Origin of the sequence: Leptolyngbya sp. FACHB-261 (genome assembly GCF_014696065.1) — a bacterium.
Classification (GTDB): domain Bacteria; phylum Cyanobacteriota; class Cyanobacteriia; order FACHB-261; family FACHB-261; genus FACHB-261.
The window spans coordinates 108,549-129,766 of sequence record NZ_JACJPL010000024.1; the positions used below are offsets into that span (position 1 = coordinate 108,549).

Consider the following 21,218-nt stretch of genomic DNA (forward strand, 5'->3'; position numbering starts at 1 on the left):
ATGTCCCAGGAATGCGCTAATTGGCTGATGCGCTAGATCACACACCCTAGGGGATTGCGATCACGAGCATCATTAACGTCGGCTAAACCAACCAAACAAATTAATGTCCCCACGTAGCTTTAGCAGCTCTTCGCGGTTGCGCTCGGCAACCTCGCTGTACCACTGACAGTAGCGCTCATGCTCCTGACGCCAACTCACTTCCTGCTGGAATTCGGCAACTAACTGATACTCCGCCAGGGTGGGCGAGGCATCAGGCGGCAGAACTCGGCGCAATTCTTCACGAAAGCTCATAACCCTATCTTAAGAAGGTTCGCCAAAGTTGATCTGAGCAAGTCTAAACCGGCGATGTTGTGGTGATAAGGGTGATGACGGCCATGACGCGCCTGCTCTGCTAAAGAGTACGTAGAGTCAAGACTTGATGGGGCGTGGCGTCGGGCGGATAAAAATAATCCACCTGAACCAGTCGTTCTGAGCCTGGGGGCAATTGCAGGGTCACTAGCGGCTCGCCCTGCTGGCCTTGGCGCTGGACAAGATGCACAAAGCGATTTACGGGCAAACCCTGGTCATCTCGGTAGCGCAAGCGGATGGTGCCGCGAAACATCACCTGGCGTCCTGGTGGCTCTAGAAAACTTAGGCTGCCTTGAGCCTGGTCGTTAGGCAGTTTCAGCGGCGTTTGGATGGCGAGCGTTACCGTTTGTGGCTGAGCGGTAGGGTTGCGCAGGGGCAGAGTCAAGTCGTAGTGAATGCTGTAGTTGCCATGGGCTTGGTAGGCCGTATCCTCGTAGCGTCGCAGCAGCGGCGCGCTTTGGACTTGCCCTGTGCCAAAGGTATTGCGATAAACCGTGTTGAGTACGTAGGAGAGGGCCTGCCCCGCCGCTGGAATCGTCAGGCTCCTCTGGGTGTCTGAGTCAGTGATGTAGGCCTGCCAGCGGACCCCTCGAGCAACGCCTGCTACCCGGCTGTAGATGACAGGTCCAGTTGGCTTCTCCACGATTGGAGTGGGTGGCCGATCACGGGGTCCAGCAATATCGCCCTCGCGCAGCAGAGTTTCCCATTCCTGGAGCGTTGGTGCTTGCTCACTGCCATCAGCATCCTGGCGCGCATACAAACCCAAGCTGGCAGCGTAAACCGGGCCATTGCTGCGAACTCGAATCAGAGTAGAACGCCCATTGAGGGGCGGTGTTAGCTCCCGGATCGGAATGGGCAGGTTCATCAGCATTTGGCTCTCCCCAGGCGCTAGAACCAAACGGGTAGGCCAAATCTGAGCATCACGCTGCTGCGGAAACTGACGGCGGACAAAATCACTCGTGACCCGGGAGCCCGGACCCGCATACACACTGCCCGTTGGATCCTCAACTAGCGCAGGCAGGTCGACAAACGGCGCATCAGGCTGGCTGAGATAGCTGGCGGCGTTGAGCACATCAACCGTAACCGGCTGACGACCTGGGTTGTGGAGCAGAATGCCAATGTACAAGCTGGTGAGGTCACCTGGCGTCCGCTCCCGAGCAATGTGGTGAGCAAATAGCTCGAACTCGCCCGACAGCAGTTGGTCTAGATGGGCTCTGGCAACCCGGCCATAGCTGGGCGGAAACGTGGAGAGCAGGATCCCCTCCGTGACCACCACCTCCGGGCTGTTGCTGTTGAACATCAGATCTCGGTCCAACCCACCGGGCAGGGCTCGCACCTGCTGGGGTTGAACGACCGTGACTGGCTGCGGGGGGCTGCTGTTGGGTGGGGGAGCCACTTGGGCGTGGGCAGATCCAGCCCAAAGTAGGACTAGTAGTCCCCAGGCGGCTCTGGCTTTTAGCCCTTGCACCTTAGAGGGAAATGCTTGCTTACTCCGAGGCTGAGCGCCCTCGCTCCCTACTTGCCGCTGTCCAGTCGCCGTCTGCACTTTAGCTTCAGTCCCATTTATCTCATCGCTACAATCCTAAGCAGCAACGGGCACGCTGAGGGCTTGCAGCAACTGGGCCTGCATTGGGTCACGAGTCAGTGCAGTCACCTTTAGAGGGACGTTTAGGAGGTTGGCAGTTCCCCAACTACCCCCTTGACCAGGAAATCCATCGTTTCCACCTGCTCACGGGTCAGGTTCTGCCCACCAGAAACCTTTTGCTCACCCTTCTGGCTAATCACAGGTCCTTTAAATAACGCCAAACTGTTGCTATTTAAGGTTTTTTGACTGCTGAGGATTTGGTCTTGAGTTGCTTTATCGACCCCAGAGCCAAAGGGAGCCAGCTTCACGTAACCGTCCTTGACCTCGTAGCGCTCAATGCTGGGCTTGAAGGTTTTAGCGCGGATAGCCTCAACCTGCCTGACATATAGCGGTCCCCAGTTCCAGGCACCGCCCGTCAGCCAGCCCTCAGGATTGAACTGCTCAAGCTCAGCCGTGTGGTAGCCCACCGTTTTCAAGCCACGGCTCGCAGCGGTTTTGACGACCGTAACAGGCGAGTCCACGTGCATAGAGATGACATCGGCTTTGAGGTCAGCCATAGCGTTGACAGCCTCAGCTTCTTTCGCCGGGTCAGCCCAGCTCAAGTTAAAGACGACTCGCGTTTGAATTGAGGGGTCTACCGATTGAGCACCAAGCGTGAAGGCATTGACGTTAGCTAGCAGCTGAGGAATGGGGAAGGCTCCGACAAAGCCCAGCACCTTGCTCTTGGTCGCCTTGCCAGCAGCAATTCCGCCCAAGTACATCAACTCAAAAATGTTGGAGAAATAGGTGCTTACGTTAGGAGCGGTCTTCGAGCCGCCGCAGTGTAGGAACGTGATGTCCGGATAGCGTTGAGCCACGTTCAGGGCTGAGTCTAGATAGCCAAAGCTAGTGGCATAGATAACTTTGGCACCGCCACGGATCATGCGCTCCATGACCCGCTCTACGTCGGCAGTCTCTGGTACGTTCTCCGCAAATTCAGTTGTGATGCCGGGTAGATTAGACTCTAGGTATTTACGCCCGAGTTCGTGAGCCTGGTTGTAGCCAAAGTCTGTCGTTGGACCGACATAGATAAAGCCCACCTTAAATGGCTCTGCGCCGCTCGCAGCGGGACTGGCAGCAGGCTCTCCAGAAGTCGAAGCTGAGGACGTATTCCCGCCCTGACAGGCAGGTAAAATCAGCGTGGAACCGACTCCAGCTGCCATCCACTGCATGAATTGACGACGCTGAAACTTGGGCATCCGTTGTATTCCTCACTACTGCGAGGCGTACCATAGCACAGCCAGCTTGGGCCGAATTGCATCATTGAAAACGTGTCATTGACAAAAAGTCTGGTATTCATGAGGGGACTAGTCTGTGCGGCAAAGGATGAGAGCTTGGCTATTTGGCAAATTGCTGCCGATGCTCACGGTTCTGGCAGTAGCACTGCTCCTCTGGTTTCCACTCTCGGTCCTCGCCAATCTAGGGCGCGCTCAAGAATTGCTGAAGACAGGGGCACAGTTGCCCTGCGGACAGGATTTATTTCGGTGTAGTCAAGCCCTCACAACGCCAGCCATTCCTTCGCCCTTGCAATTCTTGACTGGGGTTCTTGCCATGAGTTGGCCGCTCAGCAAAGATACGATTCCGCTGAACTGGTTAGCCACTGCAGGGGCGACGCTAGTCGGTCTGGCCCTAGCACTAGTCGTGGGTGCGGTGATCGCGGTGCTGTTGGTGCAATTTGTGGGCTTTGAGCGAGCTGTGCTGCCTTGGGTGGTAGCTTCTCAGGTTATTCCGATTATTGCGCTTGCTCCCATGCTGGCAGTGCTACTGGGCCGTTACGGTGTAGAAGGGCTACTGCCCAAAGCTCTGATCGCCGCATACATTGCTTTTTTTCCAATCACCATTGGTCTTGCTAAAGGCTTGCGCAGCGTCAGTCCTCTAAGCGCTGACTTAATGCGCACCTACAACGCCGATACATTCCAGGTTTATCGTCTGCTCCGCCTGCCCACGGCCCTGCCCTTTCTATTTACTGGCCTGAAGGTTGGAGCTGCCGCCGCCTTGGTAGGCACAATGATCGCAGAAATCGCGACTGTGAATTTTCGGGGCTTGGGCACGATGATTTTAGGACGGGCCTACTTCGCTGATACTGTGGGCTTGTGGGTGCTGATGTTTGCCTCAGCTCTTCTAGGAATTGCGCTAGTTGGCATGGTCAACTTTATCGAGAGGTGGGTAACGCCGTGGCAGATGCCCAGCTAAGCACCTCTCACTCTCCTACTCAAAACCAACCTTGGGACTGGCTCGCCCTAGGCAGCAGTGCCTTTGTGCTGCTGAGCTTCCTCGTCTGGCCCTGGATCTACACGCCTGCCGGACAGGCAAACTCGGCTTTTCAGGTGTTGCCGCTGGCCCCCTGGCTGGGCTTGCTGCCGCTGCTAGCTGTTGGTATCGCCCTAGGCTGGTTCGCTAGATTTTGGAGCATCAGCTATTTGCTAGTTGGCTTCGCAGGTCTAAGCGTCAACTTAAGCGCTCAGATCCACCTGGTCGATCAAGGCTTTAAGCTGGCAGGCGATTTAGGTTTGGGTGGTTATTGGGGGCTGACTTGGGCATTTACCCTGCTCACAGCCTCTGGTCTTGGTGCTGTTGGCGCTGCCTTGCCTAAGCGTCTAGGGTTTTTGGCCGCCGCTCTAGCGATGGCTCTGGCACTGCTGCTGGCTGAGAGCTTAATTCGCGGCTACCAGATTCCGGTCGGGTTGATCCCAACCCCCAGCCGGGTTGCCCAAACTTTGACAGAAACTTGGCAAGCGCTGCTCCAAGATGCCCGACAGACTTTTTTGAATGAAGTTCTGCTGGGCTTTGTCGGGGGTGTACTAGCAGGGCTGCTAGTGGCGCTACTGCTGGTCCGCTTTAAGTTTCTGGCACAAGGCTTACTGCCCTATCTCACTGCTGCCAGTTCAATCCCGATCGTGGGTATTGCACCAGTTCTGGTGGCTAGCTTAGGCTCAGATTGGCCGTCTAAGGCGGCAATTGCGGCGATTGTCTGTTTCTTCCCGATTGCGATCAATACGTTTCGAGGTCTGACCGCTGTTGACCGCCAACAGTTAGACCTCATGCACAGCTATGGCGCTTCTATGTCACAAACCTTTACCTACCTACGTCTGCCAGGGGCTCAGCCCTACCTATTCACTGGTCTCAAAGTTGCTGCCCCTCTGGCACTTATCAGCGCTATTGTTGGTGAGTTTTTCGGGTCGCCAGCGCGAGGGCTAGGGTTTCGGATCAAGTTGGAAGCAGGGCGCTTTGGCTTTGATGTTGTTTGGGCTGCGATTGTCTACGCTAGCGTTCTGGGTCTGCTATTTTACGGGTTCATTGCTCTGCTTGAACGTCTAATTACTCACTGGCATTCTTCTATTCGGGAAGCCTGAATCCTGAAAATTGCCTGGGGATCTGCTAAGCTCCTTCCAAGGATTTTGCAGACCCTGATCGCAGACTCGATCAATGTTGTGTAAGCCTACGAAGGTCAGAGCTTAGTAAGCTGAACAATATTGTCAATAAACTCTTTAGCGCTACCTGAGAAGTGCTCATTCAGCACTCTTAAGTCACAGTATCTAGGCCAAAATTTAGATAGTAAAACTCTGAGGTGCGATCCCCACCTGAAGAACTTCTAAAGCCGAATTTTTTCTAGGCAAAAGCGCTAAAATTTTTGATGAATCTTAAGCAATACTGTGCACTCTATTAGTAGAGATAAAAGCTGAAGAGTAGCTTTTATCTGATCATCTAGCTGGTCGAAGTTTGGCTGTGGTCTCGCTCGATATCCTGACGTTCTCTACACTCTCCCATGACATTACTCGATAGGATCAAAGAGATTTTTCTAGGGCCTGGCTCTGAGGCTCCTGGAACTGCCTGGTGGGCAGAAGTAACTACCAGTCAACCGCCTTGCACTTACTACTTTGGGCCTTTCGACAGCTCTGACGAAGCTAGGGATGCTTGCCCTGGCTATGTTGAAGACTTGCGGGACGAAGGGGCTCAGGGTATTGAGGTGACCGTTAAGCGTTGTAATCCAGAAGCACTAACGGTTGCTGAGAGTGAGGCTGACTAAAGCCTAAGCGGATTGATTAAACAAGACTTTGGGGCTATAGCCGTTGGTAGCGCAGGCCAGCTATCTGGGTCACTAGTCCCATCAGTTCTAGTTGCAAAAGAGTGCCAGAAACCAAACCGGTTTCCAGACCGCTCATTTGCACAACTTTGTCTAATGGTGTGGGATCAGAGCCAATAGCATTAAACACTTGCTGAAGCGGCTCTTCGAGTTTGGGTAGAGGCTTTTCAGCTTGAGATACAGATGGGGACAACGCGCTAGATTTTGGGGTTGTTCCTGCAATTGCTCGGCTTTTAGCTAGACCTTGATGCGCCACCTGACGGTCTAGACGATCTAATTGAGGCAAGGAGCCAAGCGCCGACAGCAGTTGTTCTGGCCCCAAAACCATCTGGGCTCCCTTTTCCAGCAACTTCAGGCAACCCAGAGCTTTGGGGTTATCTAAAGAACCCGGCAGTGCATAAACTTCGCGACCGTACTCATTGGCCTGATAGGCGGTAATCAGCGCACCGGAACGGTCTGGGGCCTCAATCACCAGCGTGGCACAGCAGAGCCCAGCGACGATGCGGTTGCGTCGGGGAAAGTGAGCTCGATCAGGGGGCGTGCCCAGAGGGTACTCGCTCAGGACTAAACCCTGCTGCAACACCTGCTGGTAGAGACTTCTGTGGTGGGGGGGATAGATGCGGTCGACCCCAGTTCCCAAGACTGCCAGGGTCAGTCCACCGGCTTCCAGGCAACCTTTATGTGCCTCACCGTCTACTCCTTCCGCCAAGCCTGACACGACTAGGTAACCGGCTTCGCCTAAAACCTGCCCCAGTTTCCGAGCCCAGCGATTGCCATAGGCGCTGGGATTACGTGTGCCAACAATCGCCACAGCGGCAGGCCATTGCTCCGGTAGCCCGACTTGACTGACTTCGCCTCGATAATAAAGCACAGGAGGCGGATCAGGGATCTCCCACAACAAACGGGGATAGTCAGCATCAGCGGGCGTCCAAAAGTCAGGCGTTTTGGCCTCGGCCTGCGCCAGTAGACGCATTGGGTCAAGGCTGCGGCGCTGCATCTGGATTGACTGAAGAGTTTGCGGGCCAATCCCTTCTACTTGGGTCAGTTGGTCGCCTTCGGCTTGCCAGGCAGTTGCCAGAGAGCCAAATTGCAGGTGTAATCGCTTCTGAAGCACGGGTCCAACACCCGCGACTTGGGACCAAGCTAGCCAGAAGGCTCGCTCTGTGGGCGCTGGAGTTGAGTCAAGTTGAGTAGACAGCACAAATGGATGACTGATTAGGCACTGCCTCTAGTCATCCCTAGCAGACGAAGTCACTTACAGAACCCGCTGAAATCTAACGCTGAACTTTCAAGCGAGAGCAACCTACTATGAACCTGCTATGACTAATGGTGATCAAAGCGGCGCATTAGATAAGCCACCGCAAAATCGCCATGAGGATGGACTTCCAGTACCCGGGCTAAGTCAAATACCTGACTCGCTAAGTCTTCGCCCAACCGCTCAATCATCAAGCGGCGCTCACGTTGGGCCTGCTCGTTCTCACGCACCCGCATCTGCCACTCCGCCGAAAACATCTGGGCGATAGTGGTTTGCAGCCCTAGCTTTTCGAGCACTTCCCACTCCCCGTAGTCGCACCAAATGCCGCCACAGTCGAGACAGCGCTCAACGTAGAAAGGCGTGCCAAAGCCAACGCGAGCCCGCGAAAGATAGCGTCCACAATCTGGGCATAGAGCCGCTTTGGTATCTAAGGGAGACTGGACAAAATCCACCATCAGAGCCGGAATTGGGAAATCGTTTGGCGATTTGGCCACAGGCTCGGGTTGGGTCGCCAACCACTCTCGATACTCAAAGGCTGGAATCCAGGTTCCCTTGCAGTCTGGACAACACTTAACCGGCAAGTTGCCAGACAAGACGCCATCAAGCAAGCTGATTTTCTTATCTTTCGGGCACTGAATGGCTCTGTCCTCCCACGATCGAATCACGATCCTATCGCACTACCTGCACCCTACAATTCGGTATGATCAAACCATGAATATGCCAGCCAAAATTCAAACTGTGCTTCGGGATCAGCTTGGTGCTCTGGTAGTTGAAGTGGAGGATGAGAGCCATCGCCACGCCGGTCATCGGGGTAACAATGGGGGTGGTCACTACAATGTTGTCGTTGTCTCTCCTGAGTTCTCAGGAAAGACATTGATGGAGCGGCACCGGATGGTTCATGATGCCCTGGCCGATGAGATGAAGGTAGCGATCCACGCTTTGTCTTTGAAGACCTATACACCTGAGCAGTGGCAAGCCTGAGGTTAAGCTTTGGGTATCTGATGAGCGTCTGAATTCAAGGTTGCAGTTGACCACAACTTGATCGCAGATAAGATCACAGATAAATAGTGATTTCGGCTCCAAGTGCGGCTTCAAAATTGCCTCAGTTCTTCAGTCATTTCTCTTAGCCAGATTAATCCTCATGAATCCAAGTGCGATCCAAGCTCTAATTGCTGAAGGTCTTCCCGGAGCTTCAGTTGAAGTCATTGATCTCGATGGGGGCGGACAACATTTCCAAGCCCTAGTTGTTTCAGAACAGTTTGTCGGTCTGAATAAGCTGAAACAACATCGGTTGGTGAATGAAACAGTGCAGGCCCACATTAATAGCGGTCAACTACATGCACTCACGCTTAAAACCTACACACCTGAACAGTGGCAAGCAGCTTCGGTCCAGGTCAATCTAGGCTAGAAAATCACGCGTTTAAGGAATGTGCTAGGGGGTGTGGATCACAGGACACTGCACCTCTTGTACCCAGAAGCCACGCCGAACTTCACAACGGGCATTGACTTCAACCCGCTTCACTTCAGTGACTTGGACAGGTGGTGCTGGCTTAGAGACCCACACGGCTAGCAGTGCCAATCCGCCCAAGATGCCAATGGGCAAGGAGAAAGCCACGCTCAGCTTCAGCAACTCACTCGCTTCTGAGGGACGGCTGAGGTGGGACTCCTGTAGCAGTCCTTCAGGGCTGTAAAGCTTAGATTCATGGCAAGTTCCAGGCGGGTAATTGCGTCGTAGGGCTTCGATGTCAACTTGATAACCCATACGCCCGTTGCGGTGAATCTCGTGCTCATTCATGACCAAATTCCTGTAATGGGATGACTCGCTCAAGATCTCTGAAGTTACTCAGAAGCACTTATGGTCTCAATGGGACCTCAACGGGATCTCAATGCATTACTGGGAGATTGTCAGTAGATTTTTCGGGTACCAGGATAGCTATCAGCAATCCTCCAATGAACCATCTTCCGATGAAATGGCAAAGCTGAACCGGGGTCAATCGAAACAACCCACGAAACACCCCAGAAAAAGAGCAGAGCTTTACATTTCTAAAACATTTAGCCAATCTTGTTCGTGAGCGTTTTCCTGGTACGGATCTACAGCAGACGGATCGTCCAGCCGCCCTTCAGAATCTAATCTTTTCAAATCCTATTTTGTTTGCACTTTAGAAAAAGACTAAAGTAACGCCAAGCAATTTAAGAATCCATCGTTACTCAAAAGAATTACTCAAAGCAATACTTAAAACCTTTTGCTCTAAATAATTTCAAATAATAAATAATAGGGAGGTCGCATTCGCAACCTCCACTGATTAATGGGGTTAATGCAATTACTGGCTCAGCTAGTCTAGTGATTGGCCAGTAATTGAGTGATGGCTTAAACTTCTGTCAGGGCAGTCAGGCCAGGCAGCTCTTTGCCTTCCAGCAACTCTAGGCTGGCACCACCACCCGTGGAGATGTGGCTCATACGCTCAGCCACTCCTACTTTTTCAACCGCAGCAACCGAGTCACCGCCGCCGATAATTGTGGTCGCGCCCTCACCCGTTAGATCCGCGAGAGTGCGAGCAATCGCTTCAGTACCCACTGCGAACTTGTCAAATTCAAACACTCCCATTGGGCCATTCCACAGCACGGTTTTAGCCCCAGCAAGAGCATCCTGAAATACCTTGACAGCGTCAGGGCCAATATCTAAACCCATCCAGCCATCGGGAATGCTCTCGATGCTCACAGTTTGAGCATTAGCATCTGGCGCAAAGGCATCAGCAATTACCACATCGGTTGGCAACAGTAGCTCAACGCCGCGTTCTTTGGCTTTGGCCTCTAGGGTCTTAGCCAGTTCCAGCTTGTCTTCTTCTACCAGTGATTTGCCAGTTGCTAAGCCGCGAGCCTTGTAGAAGGTGAAAATCATGCCGCCACCAAGTAGCAGCTTGTCCACCTTATCTAGCAGGGTTTCAATCACGCCGATTTTGCTTGAAACTTTCGAGCCACCAATGATTGCCACTAACGGGCGCTGTGGGTCTTCGATCGCACTGCTGAGATACTGAATCTCTTTTTCTAGGAGATAGCCCGCCACCGAGGGCTGCAAATAGTGAGTTACCCCTTCAGTGGAGGCATGAGCACGGTGAGCTGTCCCGAAAGCATCGTTCACGTAGAGATCAGCGACGGAGGCGAGCTTTTTGGCGAATTCGGGATCGTTCTTTTCTTCTTCGGCGTAGAAGCGCACGTTCTCTAAGAGCGCAACCTGGCCGTTCTGCAGCGCACCAACTTTAGCGGCCACTTCATCCCCAATCGAGTCATCGCACTTGACGACGGCTTGCCCCAACAGCTCCGACAAGCGCGCAGCAACTGGGTTCAGGCGCAACTTCTCGGTCACACCTTTGGGACGTCCCAGATGGCTCACGAGGATCGTGCGGGCACCACTCTCACTCAATTTGCGGATCGTGGGCAGCGCAGCCCGAATGCGGGTGTCATCAGTAATCTGGAGGTTGTCATCGAGGGGCACGTTGAAATCAACTCGCACCAGCACCTTCTTACCCGTCAGGTCCGCAGGCGCTAAATTTGCTAGAGTTTGCTTGGACACCGAGAACCTCCTGTTGCGTTGAGCCGCAAACATTTTACTGGAGTGAGTGTCCACCGAGGAGTTTGCTGCCATGTTCAAAACAGTTCTGTTCCCCGTTGACGAGAGCCGCGAATCCCGTGACTGCGTGGAAGTCGTGGTCAACGTGGTCCAAAAATACGGCAGTCGTTTACTCCTGCTGTCAGTCGTTGAGACTACCGAAGGCCAAGAGGCCAGCACCGAGCTACTACACAAGGTGAATGCCTTTCTCAATAAGGCCAAAGCCACATTAGCTGAGCACGACATCGCAGCTGAGACGCTCCTGCGCGAGGGCAAGCCAGCCTTTGTGATTTGCGATGTTGCCGATGAATTGAACGTAGACCTGATCATCATGGGCAGTCGGGGCCTTGGCCTGACCGACGAAGCTGAGGACAGCGTCAGCACTCGCGTGATTAATCTTTCCCCCTGCCCGGTTCTGGTAGTGCCCTAGCGACCATGACCACCCCACCCATTCAGTGGTATCCCGGCCATATTGCCAAGGCCGAAAAAGCTCTCATTGAGCAGCTCAAACTGGTCGATGTGGTGCTGGAGGTGCGGGATGCCCGCATTCCCATTTCTAGTCGCCACCCCCAAATTGAGAGCTGGATTGGTTCTAAAGCCCGTCTGCTAGTCCTCAACCGCACAGACATGATTCCTGACCGCGACCGGCAGCGTTGGGAGCGCTGGTTTGCCGCGCGAGGGGAAACTCTCCACTACACCGATGCTCAGCATGGCAAAGGGATTGCGGAATTGCTCAAAGCGGCTCAAGCGGCAGGGGCTCAGGTCAATCAAAGACGTAAGGGCCGTGGCATGTTACCCCGCCCGGTTCGCTCAGCGGTGATCGGTTTTCCCAACGTGGGTAAGTCTGCCCTGATCAACCGGTTGGTCAAGCGCCGTGCTGCTGAAAGTGCTCGACGCGCGGGGGTTACACGGCAGGTTCGTTGGATTCGCGTCTCCGATGAGATCGAATTGCTTGATGCGCCCGGCATCCTACCGGTCAAGCTTAGAGACCAAGAGGCTGCGCTGAAGCTCGCAATCTGTGATGACATCGGCGAAGCAGCTTACGACAACATCGGCGTAGCGGGTGCCGCCATCGAACTGCTCAGCCAATTAATTCCCGACCGTCTGATTGAACGATACGGGCTCGACCCGATCCATTGTCCTGGTGGGGTTTATCTAGAGCAAGTCGCCGAGGCACGCTTCAAAGGCGATACTGAGCGCGTTGCCCGCCAAGTTCTTAATGACTTTCGCAAGGGTTTATTGGGAGCAGTTGCCCTAGAACTGCCAGATCCCCAAGAGATCGCCTGAATTTGCCGAATTCGCTTTGCCTTTAGGCTGAATCAAGCCCAAGATCAATCAGGCTAGATTTAGCAAAGCGGGATGCTTCCTGAGATAATCTTCCCCACGGGTCGGGCAGTCTGAGAGCGAGGAGAGAACCAACTGTATCTGCGCAGTCTTCCGCAATACTTCGTAACAAGCCGTTACTGTGGCAAAATCCTAAGTAATCTAGCCGTTTCCGAAACGGATCGGGGTTGCGCTCATCAGTTCTTGCCTGTCCCTCATCAGATCGCCTCAACATATGCCGGAGAGGAGAGTGGACCAATCCCTATTGCAGCGTTTTAAGCAGGGTCTCAAGAACGACTTGATTGCAGGTCTACTGGTGGTCATTCCGCTAGCGACCACTATCTGGTTGACCTTTAGCATCTCGGCTTGGGTCATTGAGCTGCTGACGCGCATTCCCAAGCAACTCAGTCCCTTCGATAATCTCAATCCCTTCCTGGCGGATCTGATTAACGTTGGCGTTGGTCTGTCGGTTCCCTTAGTGGGGATTCTGCTCATTGGCCTAATGGCGCGAAATATTCTGGGCCAATGGTTATTGCACATGAGCGAGCGCTTGCTGCAAGGCATTCCGTTAGCGGGGGCCGTTTACAAAACGCTCAAGCAGCTCTTAGAAACCCTGTTACGGGACTCTGAGAATCGGTTTCGTCGCGTCGTTCTCGTGGAATATCCACGTGCCGGTGTCTGGTCGATTGGCTTCGTGACAGGGGTCGTGAGCGAGGAGATGCAGGCACATCTGGCCCGCCCAATGCTCAGTCTGTTTATACCAACCACCCCCAATCCCACGACTGGCTGGTATGCGGCAGTACCTGCTGATGAGGTGATTAACCTCTCAATGTCTGTGGAGGATGCCTTCAAAATCGTGGTCTCCGGTGGCATTGTGACTCCTACGCGCGTGACCAACACCCTGCCGCCTCCCACAGCTAAAAAGATTTACTCGTTAGTCAATCTCAGCCGTAAGCCGGTATCTGAAGAGTTGTCGAGCTAGCCAGACGGTGGGCGTGATTTAGCGCCTGATTTCTTAGCTTCTAGCGTTGCTTCTAGCGTTTAACTTCTAAATTCCAAGATTCAAGGGGTGCAAAGAGGGGGTGACATCCCTCAGGCCACCCCTGTTTTTAGGTGTTAAGTTGTGCCTGCTGTCCCTTAACGTGAACGCCGCGTTCGATAAGCCTTTGTTGCGGGCTTACAGGTTCCAGCCCTGCATAGTGACTGCAACCGGGGCGTAGATTAGGCAAACGATTCAGCAGTGGTCCCAACGCCCGTGCTATCCCACTTCCAGGAACCTGCTGCTCAGCCACCCAAAGGGCTTACCATGTTGCCGGACTCTGCTCTATCGAGTTCTAGTATCTGCTCGTCGGATCCAATTCCTCTGCCGATCACCGCAGCTCATTCTCAAGCCCAAAGGTCCGATTCTGATTGGACAGATTGGAAGGCAAAAGCGTCCTGGAGTGCTGATCCCCACAGCAGTCACAGCAACTCCACAGCACCCTCCATTTCAGGGCACACTGGAGCAGTCTCTGCTGCACAGACCCGACGAGGACGGATGGCTGAAACCCTAGAAGGACTTCTACACCAAGTGAGCGCCCTACTGGGCCAGGCCCGTGAGCAACATCGGGCGGGTGGGGAGACCTCAGGTCAGACAACCCAAGCACAGCTCGCTCGCCTGCTGCGATCACTCTTAGCTCAGCAGGGCGATTACCTAGATAAGCTCATGCAGGCTTACACGCTGCTATTTCCAGACTGCCTAGTTGAACTGGATCTTGAGCGGCAAATTCAAGTCACGGTACAACATCTGGTTTTGATGTCTGAAACGGTGCTGAATCAGGAATACACTCGCCTCAATCGCAGTAATAATCAGCGACTGCGCCAGATGATCCTAGGGTTCACGCGACCGGTGCTGGGCTCGACGGCAGTAGGAGTGATAGTTCCTCAACTGGCAGAAGGGGAATGCATTCTAGCGGTGTTTTTGCAGCGTCTCCGCCAAAACTTAGGCGCGCAGGTACTCAAGAGCCCTAGCTTCCGAGCTAGCTACCGTGAGGTTTTGCTTAGCTCTCTGCGTAACCGCCACAGCGAGGATGCGGAGAGCCGCTGGGACACAGTCCGGGCTTGGTTAGGCGAGGCTATGCGCTCGTTCGATCCCCTACAGGCCTACGGCCACAGTGGTCACGATCGCTCAACCTTCATTGCCTGGGCACGCGAGGTCATCCAGAACCGCCAGAACGATGAGGCTCGGCGCTATCTACGGCGCGAGACCGATCAGTTCTTGGTTCTAGGAGCCGAGGCGATCCGCCTGTTCAACAGTCGTTGGCAAGCCCTACCCGCTGAAGTGCGGGACGGCTTTGACCGTAACCGTTGCCTCCAATTTATTGAAACGGTACAGCAACGGGTGCCGTCAACCCATTGGCGGCCCACGCTGCGCTTAAGGCGGCGTGTGGCAGAGCTAACAGGCTGGAGCTTAGAGCAAACAGTTCAGGTTCACGAGCAGGTGCGCCGGGTACTGGAGCAATATATCCAAGCCACGTTACCGCTCAATGATCAACTGCCTTACCTAGCTGCTCATGGCAGCGCCTCTGACGAACCCCTGTCGTTCATCACGCAGTTTCTAGAAGATACGGGCACACCCTCTTGGGTCCGGGATTGGTGCAATCAGCAGCGCACTCAAGCAGAAATTGCGCGGTTGCTCTGTGTTAGCCAACCCACCGTGTCCCGCTGCTTGCGTCGGGAGTATCGGGAGTGGCTCTACCGCAGCTTTCTGCGCGACCCACACACGCCCTCTTGGATGCAGCGATGGTATGACACCCGCAATCTTCCAGATGCTAATCGTCGTCAGGAGCGTCGCTCCATTCATTCTGACTATGCCAACGGTCAGCGCTCGGTTCAAGTCATTGATCAGAGCATCGAAGCAGCCCTGCGTGACTGGTGCGAGCTGAATGACATTCGTTATCTCACCCCCTAATTTGTCGTTCTAATATCTGCAGTTCAAAACCCCTGGAATTGACCCCTAGTAAGTACTTCTAGAGAAGTCTTTTTGCGATGTCTCTTTCTCTTCTCGGCCTGACTCTTCCGCTGCGCCCCCTCCACTGGCACCGCGCGAACCAACTCCTGAGGCAGTGTAGTCAACGTCGCCGAGCCGAGCTTCTGCCCTATCTGTTGGCCCGTTGCGCGGTGCTTGACTGGTGGGAAGATCAGCAAGGCGGCTGGGATGAAGCTGAAAACAGCGATTGGCTACCTGTATTTAACGATTCGTTAGCAACTGAGCTGTCCTGGTCAGAGCGACCAGAAATTCTCGAATTGGTCTCGCTCGCAGACTTGAACTTGGCAAACAGTCGCGTGCTTCTTTGCTTAGCGAAGGCACAGACTCTGTCGGTTGAGATCCCCTTACTCCGTGATCTGTTGGGTGCTAGCTTCTGCCTGGGTGTAGCGGTAGACGAGTCCAAGCAGCAAGTACAGTTGCTGGGCTTTTTGAGCGCCGCTGCGGTGCTGCGGCGTGCTGGTGAACAACTCACTTACAGCTTTGATGTATCAGACCTGGAGCCAATGCTCTATTTTGCTGACCGGCTAGGTGAACCAGCGCCAGCTGCGGCTGTGCTGCCTGCTCTCAGTCCGGAGCAACAGCAAGAGGCTGTCCAGAGCTTGAGCCAGCGTTATGCTTCGCCCTTTGAGATGTTTGAGCCTGGTCTGGCGATTCAGGTTCTACAGGATGCGACAGTTTGCCGTCAGGTTCTGGCCGTGCGCTGTCTATCTGAGCAACTGGCTCAGCCCTTGGCTCGAGCTCACGAGGCAGTCCAGCAACGCCCAGCTATCAATTTGAGTCATTGGATCCAGAACCAACTGGACGAAGCCGCGCAGGCTCTGCACTGGCTGCTGTTACCGCCCTTGGCGAGTGGTGTGCGTTCCCGCTCTACGCTGGTTCGCCCGGATGCCTCTGATACCCTGACCAGCTTGTTTGCCGATTTGCGCCGCCAGGGTATTCGGGTCCCACAAAGCTCTGGGGGAGCCAGCCACGACTTCAGCCTTGGCTCTTTGCGCTTGCGACTCTACATCTTGACCTGGATGGTTTCGGACCAGGAGTGGTCCATGGTAGCAGTGCTGGGTCCTCAACAACCTGGACAACTGCTGCCTGCCGAGTTGCTACTGCGGGTCGAGGACCAACAGGGGCTAGTGGATGAACACTTCCCACGACAGCCTTCTCAGGAACCACTGTGGCTTCAGGTGATCCCCGAAGTCGGTGAAACCATCTTGCTCAAGGTTGCCCTAGGCGGCATTCAGGTTAGCCCGAGTGGTCGCTTGCGGTCCCTAGTCCAAGAGTTTCCTCTGACCTTCAGTTGAAGTTTCGCTAGTTCGTTCGTGCGCTAGCCTACCCGAAGAGCTATCGAGTCCCCCTCAAGCGCTTGGCCTTCCTACGCCTGGTTCTTAAATTCCTGACTCTATTCCTGACTTCCAAGTTCAGGAGCGTAGCCTATTTGCGGTCTTGCTCTTGGCGGCGTCGGTCCCGCCATTCAGCATAGGTCAAATAGGCTATGCCACCTGTTACAGTCAGCAGCAGCACCAAGGCCAGCAGGACAAGGACTGTAGTCAGTGTGTTGGTGGTCAGTTCCCCCATGGCTGGCCTTTAGATAAGCTCTGCAATCAATTCTTAACTGTCTGTAAATTCGAGTGAGTTAGAAGCCATTGCGGCCCCAGACTACCATGGCAATGGAGAAGGTGAAGATGGTGAGTACCGCAACCCAACCCAGCGTCAGAATGTCCATAATTAGCGTCCTGCAAGCCTTTTAGATCATTACACTGGACTCATCATAGGGCAAACTGCTCCCGCTAAGCTGCTCTTAGCATCACCTGGCTTTAACTGGGGTTCCAATTGCATCTGCGCGGGGAACCTGTACGGGCTACGGTTTCCAGTTTTTGTAGAAGTCTGCTTAGATTGCAGGCAGCCCCTATTGCCTCCCTTCGTCGTATCTCGCTCAGTCGTATGTCCCTCGCTCGGAAGTTTCGCCACCGCTACGAGGTTCGCCGCAGCGATCGCCTGACCTTCTTTCTAGCGATGTCAGCGCTCCTGCATGCCACCTTGCTGATGGCGGCTGTGGCCTCAATGCGTTGGTTGGGTGACCTGTTTCCCAAGCAAGCTGAAGCACCGATTCCGCTGGAATTTATTGACGTCCCGCCTACTATTGAGGCTAAGACTCCCCCAGACAATGCGGTGAAGATTGCTGCGGCCAACTCAGTTGCTGGTGGTCAGTTTCGTCCAGAGCGGTCTGCGGCGATTGGAGAAACGGCGGCGGCTCAATCGATAACCAACGCTCCGGCTGCTCCGAGCCAGCCCAGCCAACCGAGCCAGCCCAGCCAATCTAGCCAGTCCGACCAATCCAGCAGTCAAGAAACTGCTGAGCCTCAACTGGAACCGCCACAACCACCCACTCGAGTGCAACCGAGAACCCGAGTTGCCACTCAAGCTGCCGATTCCCCTGCTCAAGTGGCAACAGTGCCGGCACCCCGACGGGTTGCTCCTAGTGCTAGCAATTCGACCAGCAGCTCCAGTTCTCTAGGCGCGCCGATGAGTCAGAGTGCCAATGGGGGTGGTTCCAGTAGCCAGGGCAATAATGTGCTCGCCAATTCCAACCGCGAAGCTCCTAGTCCTCAGGGCGTTGATGCTCGGCGGGAGGTGTCTTGGGGGCCGTACATGGATGCACTGAAACAACAGGTTCGGCAGCAGTGGATTCCAGGCCAGACCCAAAATTCTAAGCGCACCGTTCTCAGATTTACGGTCAGCCGCAATGGTCAGATTTCTGGTTTAAGCATTGCGCGGTCTTCAGGTTCAGACGTCGCAGATGAAGCCGCTCGGAGTGCGGTGGCACGAGCAGCCCCGTTTGCGTCGCTGCCCAGCGAGTATCAGGGAGACTCGGTTGAGATCAACTTCACGTTCGATATCAACGTCTTTGGCAATGTTACTGAGCCTTAAACTTGAGCCTTAACCCAGGGTCAAATAAACTGTCATGCCATCAGTAAGGTGCCATAAGTAAGTAGTGTCGAACAGGGCCCTAAATCAATAGATCAATCATCTGGTGTGTCCATGTCCTCTGCTCCTTTCGCGTCAGTTTCCCAGGTTTACCCTGTCGTTTGGGTGCAAGACCGGGTTGTACTCATTGACCAGACTCGTCTGCCGCAGGAATACACACTGGTTGAGATTAGCCGGTCTGAGGACATGGCCCATGCTATCCGCACGATGATTGTGCGGGGGGCACCAGCAATTGGTGTGGCTGCTGCCTACGGCATGGCTTTGGGAGCCCGCGAGATTGAGACACAAGACCGGGGCAAGTTCTTGAGCCATCTCGAACAGGTGGCGCAGCAGTTACGACAGACCCGCCCAACTGCGGTGAATCTGTTTTGGGCGATTGAACGGATGTTGCGTGTGGCTCGCCAAACGGTAGCCCCGGTGACACACCTTCAGCAATTGCTGCTGGAGGAAGCGCAGCGGTTGGGTGAGGAAGATGTGCGCACCTGCGAAGCGATTGGTGAGCAAGGACTGCGGGTTCTGCCGCAATCACCTGGCGAGTTGCGCCTACTGACTCACTGCAATGCTGGTGCGTTGGCAACAGCGGGCTATGGCACGGCTCTGGGGGTGGTACGTTCGGCTTGGCGGTCGGGTCGTCTGGAGCGGTTGTACGCGGATGAGACTCGACCCCGCTTGCAGGGTGCAAAGCTGACGACTTGGGAATGTGTGCAGGAAGGGATTCCAGTCACGCTGATCACTGATGGCATGGCGGCTCACTGTATGCAGCGCGGTCTGGTTGATGCGGTGGTGGTGGGAGCTGATCGTATCGCGGCGAATGGCGATACGGCTAACAAAATTGGTACCTACAGCTTGGCACTGGTCGCTCAGGCTCATGGTGTGCCCTTCTATGTGGCTGCGCCTCTGTCCACGATTGACTTTAGCCTGACGACGGGCACTCAAATTCCCATTGAGGAGCGCGATCCGGCAGAGGTGTATCAGGTGGGCGAGACGGTTATTTGCCCAGATGGCGTGAGTTTTTATAATCCGGCCTTCGATGTGACACCCGCCTGGTTGATTGCAGGCATCATCACCGAGTTTGGCGTGTTCAAACCGGCCAGCTTGACTCAGCTTCAGGAGCGAGTGGCACAGTAAGTCTCGCTGGTTCTAGTTACTCTTGCTGCAAAAGCACTGGATCCAGCAACCAAAGGATTGGATCCAGTGACATCACTGATTAATCTCATTAACAGAAGCATTGCATCGAGTGACAGAAGCATTGCATCGAGCAGCAAAAGAGTTGCTTCCAGTGACATTACTGATGGATCCCAATGACAGAAGAGTTGGAGCCAGCAACAGAAGAATTGGACCCGATGACATAGCTTTTGGATCTAGCTTCTCAAGATCGCAGTTTGGCTCCTAGTCTTAGCCACTAACAACACAACGCGCCAAATCCGATGTGTTGCGTAAAAGCGACCCTTCTGATAGCGTGTTTTCAATCGTCAGAAGTGGAGCTTTTGCCTAACGAAAAATCACTCAAGCAACATAAAAACTTAGCGCTACCTAGAAGCTCATAACCAACTTCTAGATAGCTAACCCCCCAACTGGTACTAGGCCAGTCAGGCGGCTAACGGGTGATTTTAACACCCCACTAGCCACCCCGACTTGCTACGGCAACTTACCGGGGTGGTTAACACTTTGGGCGGTCTTTGCGTAGGGATGAAATTTCAATTCGTCCCTACCCGCAGCCGCATGCTTATCCAACTCCTACCCAGCAATCGAGAGAGAACTAACCATGAACTTTGACCATTTATCGCCTTCGCAAATTCGGTTGATGCTCTGGGACTACATCAGCCGTCAACTGCATCTGCCTGCCTCGACCAAAAGCATTCTGCTAGTGATCGCCAACCTCACTGACCCGCGTAGTCTACGCGCCCGCATCCCTATCTCGCTGATCGTCGTTCATGGTGGACTGAGCCAATCCGACACCAATCGGCTGCTAGTCAACCTGGAAGCAAACCAGTGGGTCAGCAAAATGTTGGTGCCTGACGAAGCGATCGGTCGCCCACCTATCACCCTCTACAACCTCTCCGAGCAACTGGTTCGAGCAGCGTTACAAGCCAGCAAGAGATCTAGCGATTGAAATCAAAGCTGATCTGGATCCACACCCAGCGCCCTCAATCGCTCTGCCAACTGCTGCGCTCGCTGTTGCTCATGGGCTAACTGTGCCTCAGCCTGTTCTGCTCTTTGCTGTTGCTGTTCCGCTCTGTGCTGCTCTAAAGACGCCCGTTCATCACCCGTAGGCAAAACCTCGCCCTGTCGGTCACACCAGCGCAACCACACCGCCTGCTTGCCTTCAAACTCGCCTTCCCACAACGTCAGCCCCAAACCGACTTTCTCCAACCAGGTTTGAGACATTGCCTCATAACTATTGCCCTGCAATTCGTAAATGTGCAGCAGCGTCTCACTCAGTTGTTGCAGCGGATCAAACACCACATAGTAGGCCACACCAATACGGGCATAGTCTCTCAACTTGCTTCCCAATTCGTTGCCTTCCCGATTGGAAACAATCTCAATCACGACATCCGGTGGTTTGCCAAACTCCCAGACAAAATAAGCTCGGTTCTGCTTGTCTCGCCAGTCTTGAGGAGCCTGCACACCCAAGCTGAGGAAGACATCTGGCACCAGAGGCGGCTGACGCACCGCATAGAACACGCCCACATTAGCAGCCGTTAGAAACGAGCGATCATTCAGGCCCAACCAAGAACTGTAGAGGCAAACCGTCAACAGGCGTTGCAGAGTTTCAGAGAAGAGGTTATCCACAGGCGCATCATCTTCGGTAACCAGATGACTGACATCTGGCTCAACTGCCGATTCATCCAGGCTGATTGCAGACTGAGACATACTCAAACTCTCGCCTGACTGGTCACTTCACCTGCCGTTATCGTAGCCGTTATCGCAACTGCATCCAGAGAAGATCAAGCCGACTCATTTCGGTGG

23 protein-coding genes are annotated in these 21,218 nt (G+C 54.2%); 13 read left to right on the plus strand and 10 right to left on the minus strand.

Annotated elements, in window-relative coordinates; all coding sequences use genetic code 11:
* Positions 1-72: 72 nt before the first annotated feature.
* The 3 genes from H6F94_RS15025 to H6F94_RS15035 form a co-directional block, all read right to left on the minus strand.
* Positions 73-291 (minus strand): hypothetical protein, encoded by a 219-nt coding sequence (locus H6F94_RS15025; RefSeq protein WP_190803056.1) that lies wholly within the window; start codon positions 289-291, stop codon positions 73-75.
* 100 nt (positions 292-391) lie between these two features.
* Positions 392-1,894, minus strand: a complete 1,503-nt coding sequence (locus tag H6F94_RS15030) for a DUF3370 domain-containing protein (RefSeq protein ID WP_313949299.1) — start codon at positions 1,892-1,894, stop codon at positions 392-394.
* A 122-nt stretch (positions 1,895-2,016) separates the two neighbouring features.
* Positions 2,017-3,171 carry a BMP family ABC transporter substrate-binding protein gene (locus H6F94_RS15035; RefSeq protein ID WP_190803057.1) on the minus strand — a complete coding sequence of 385 codons (1,155 nt, stop codon included), beginning with the start codon at positions 3,169-3,171 and terminating at the stop codon, positions 2,017-2,019.
* Between the two features lie 115 nt (positions 3,172-3,286).
* On the opposite strand from H6F94_RS15035, the gene H6F94_RS15040 reads away from it, so the two are divergent.
* The 3 genes from H6F94_RS15040 (at position 3,287) to H6F94_RS15050 (ending at position 5,999) form a co-directional block, all read left to right on the plus strand.
* Positions 3,287-4,165: an ABC transporter permease gene (locus H6F94_RS15040; RefSeq protein ID WP_199320444.1), complete on the plus strand. Its 879-nt coding sequence runs from the start codon at positions 3,287-3,289 to the stop codon at positions 4,163-4,165.
* Positions 4,147-5,325, plus strand: a complete 1,179-nt coding sequence (locus H6F94_RS33260) for an ABC transporter permease (protein ID WP_199320445.1) — start codon at positions 4,147-4,149, stop codon at positions 5,323-5,325. The genes H6F94_RS15040 and H6F94_RS33260 overlap by 19 nt, the downstream gene beginning before the upstream one ends.
* A 413-nt stretch (positions 5,326-5,738) precedes the next feature.
* Positions 5,739-5,999 (plus strand): DUF1816 domain-containing protein, encoded by a 261-nt coding sequence (locus tag H6F94_RS15050; protein ID WP_190803058.1) that lies wholly within the window; start codon positions 5,739-5,741, stop codon positions 5,997-5,999.
* 34 nt (positions 6,000-6,033) lie between these two features.
* On the opposite strand, the gene dprA is transcribed toward H6F94_RS15050, so the two are convergent.
* Together dprA and H6F94_RS15060 are read right to left on the minus strand one after the other, a co-directional pair.
* On the minus strand, positions 6,034-7,257 hold the full coding sequence (gene dprA, locus H6F94_RS15055) for a DNA-processing protein DprA (RefSeq protein ID WP_313949300.1): 1,224 nt from the start codon (positions 7,255-7,257) through the stop codon (positions 6,034-6,036).
* Between the two features lie 122 nt (positions 7,258-7,379).
* Positions 7,380-7,976: a TFIIB-type zinc ribbon-containing protein gene (locus H6F94_RS15060; protein WP_313949301.1), complete on the minus strand. Its 597-nt coding sequence runs from the start codon at positions 7,974-7,976 to the stop codon at positions 7,380-7,382.
* A 46-nt stretch (positions 7,977-8,022) separates the two neighbouring features.
* Here H6F94_RS15060 and H6F94_RS15065 point away from each other — a divergent pair, with 46 nt between their 5' ends.
* Together H6F94_RS15065 and H6F94_RS15070 are read left to right on the plus strand one after the other, a co-directional pair.
* Positions 8,023-8,292 carry a BolA family protein gene (locus tag H6F94_RS15065; protein ID WP_190803059.1) on the plus strand — a complete coding sequence of 90 codons (270 nt, stop codon included), beginning with the start codon at positions 8,023-8,025 and terminating at the stop codon, positions 8,290-8,292.
* 160 nt (positions 8,293-8,452) lie between these two features.
* Positions 8,453-8,719, plus strand: coding sequence for a BolA family protein (locus H6F94_RS15070; protein ID WP_190803060.1), 267 nt, complete (start codon positions 8,453-8,455; stop codon positions 8,717-8,719).
* 24 nt (positions 8,720-8,743) lie between these two features.
* On the opposite strand, the gene H6F94_RS15075 is transcribed toward H6F94_RS15070, so the two are convergent.
* Complete coding sequence (locus H6F94_RS15075) at positions 8,744-9,106, minus strand: hypothetical protein (RefSeq protein ID WP_190803061.1); 363 nt, start codon at positions 9,104-9,106, stop codon at positions 8,744-8,746.
* Between the two features lie 573 nt (positions 9,107-9,679).
* Positions 9,680-10,882 carry a phosphoglycerate kinase gene (locus H6F94_RS15080; protein WP_190803062.1) on the minus strand — a complete coding sequence of 401 codons (1,203 nt, stop codon included), beginning with the start codon at positions 10,880-10,882 and terminating at the stop codon, positions 9,680-9,682.
* A gap of 70 nt (positions 10,883-10,952) precedes the next feature.
* Between H6F94_RS15080 and H6F94_RS15085 the strand changes: the two genes are divergently transcribed.
* The 5 genes from H6F94_RS15085 to H6F94_RS15105 all read left to right on the plus strand — a co-directional run bounded on the left by H6F94_RS15085 (position 10,953) and on the right by H6F94_RS15105 (position 16,564).
* The gene (locus H6F94_RS15085) at positions 10,953-11,348 is read left to right on the plus strand and encodes a universal stress protein (protein WP_190803063.1); all 396 of its coding nucleotides are present in this window, start codon (positions 10,953-10,955) and stop codon (positions 11,346-11,348) included.
* 5 nt (positions 11,349-11,353) lie between these two features.
* A complete protein-coding gene (gene ylqF, locus H6F94_RS15090) occupies positions 11,354-12,205 on the plus strand; it encodes a ribosome biogenesis GTPase YlqF (protein ID WP_190803064.1) in 852 nt (283 codons plus the stop codon).
* A gap of 286 nt (positions 12,206-12,491) precedes the next feature.
* Positions 12,492-13,223: a DUF502 domain-containing protein gene (locus tag H6F94_RS15095; RefSeq protein ID WP_396426438.1), complete on the plus strand. Its 732-nt coding sequence runs from the start codon at positions 12,492-12,494 to the stop codon at positions 13,221-13,223.
* 273 nt (positions 13,224-13,496) lie between these two features.
* The gene (locus H6F94_RS15100; RefSeq protein WP_190803066.1) at positions 13,497-15,191 is read left to right on the plus strand and encodes a hypothetical protein; all 1,695 of its coding nucleotides are present in this window, start codon (positions 13,497-13,499) and stop codon (positions 15,189-15,191) included.
* A 77-nt stretch (positions 15,192-15,268) separates the two neighbouring features.
* Positions 15,269-16,564 carry a DUF1822 family protein gene (locus tag H6F94_RS15105; RefSeq protein ID WP_190803067.1) on the plus strand — a complete coding sequence of 432 codons (1,296 nt, stop codon included), beginning with the start codon at positions 15,269-15,271 and terminating at the stop codon, positions 16,562-16,564.
* Between the two features lie 130 nt (positions 16,565-16,694).
* Here H6F94_RS15105 and H6F94_RS15110 read toward each other — a convergent pair whose 3' ends face one another.
* Both H6F94_RS15110 and petN read right to left on the minus strand, forming a co-directional pair.
* Complete coding sequence (locus tag H6F94_RS15110; RefSeq protein WP_190803068.1) at positions 16,695-16,838, minus strand: hypothetical protein; 144 nt, start codon at positions 16,836-16,838, stop codon at positions 16,695-16,697.
* 58 nt (positions 16,839-16,896) lie between these two features.
* Positions 16,897-16,986 (minus strand): cytochrome b6-f complex subunit PetN, encoded by a 90-nt coding sequence (gene petN, locus H6F94_RS15115; protein ID WP_190803069.1) that lies wholly within the window; start codon positions 16,984-16,986, stop codon positions 16,897-16,899.
* Between the two features lie 218 nt (positions 16,987-17,204).
* Here petN and tolA point away from each other — a divergent pair, with 218 nt between their 5' ends.
* From tolA to H6F94_RS15130, 3 genes are all read left to right on the plus strand, one after another.
* Positions 17,205-18,191: a cell envelope integrity protein TolA gene (gene tolA / locus H6F94_RS15120; protein ID WP_190803070.1), complete on the plus strand. Its 987-nt coding sequence runs from the start codon at positions 17,205-17,207 to the stop codon at positions 18,189-18,191.
* A 111-nt stretch (positions 18,192-18,302) separates the two neighbouring features.
* Positions 18,303-19,376, plus strand: a complete 1,074-nt coding sequence (mtnA, locus tag H6F94_RS15125) for an S-methyl-5-thioribose-1-phosphate isomerase (RefSeq protein WP_190803071.1) — start codon at positions 18,303-18,305, stop codon at positions 19,374-19,376.
* A 637-nt stretch (positions 19,377-20,013) separates the two neighbouring features.
* On the plus strand, positions 20,014-20,361 hold the full coding sequence (locus tag H6F94_RS15130) for a hypothetical protein (RefSeq protein ID WP_190803072.1): 348 nt from the start codon (positions 20,014-20,016) through the stop codon (positions 20,359-20,361).
* 2 nt (positions 20,362-20,363) lie between these two features.
* Here H6F94_RS15130 and H6F94_RS15135 read toward each other — a convergent pair whose 3' ends face one another.
* Positions 20,364-21,122, minus strand: a complete 759-nt coding sequence (locus H6F94_RS15135) for a Uma2 family endonuclease (RefSeq protein WP_190803073.1) — start codon at positions 21,120-21,122, stop codon at positions 20,364-20,366.
* Positions 21,123-21,218 lie beyond the last annotated feature (96 nt).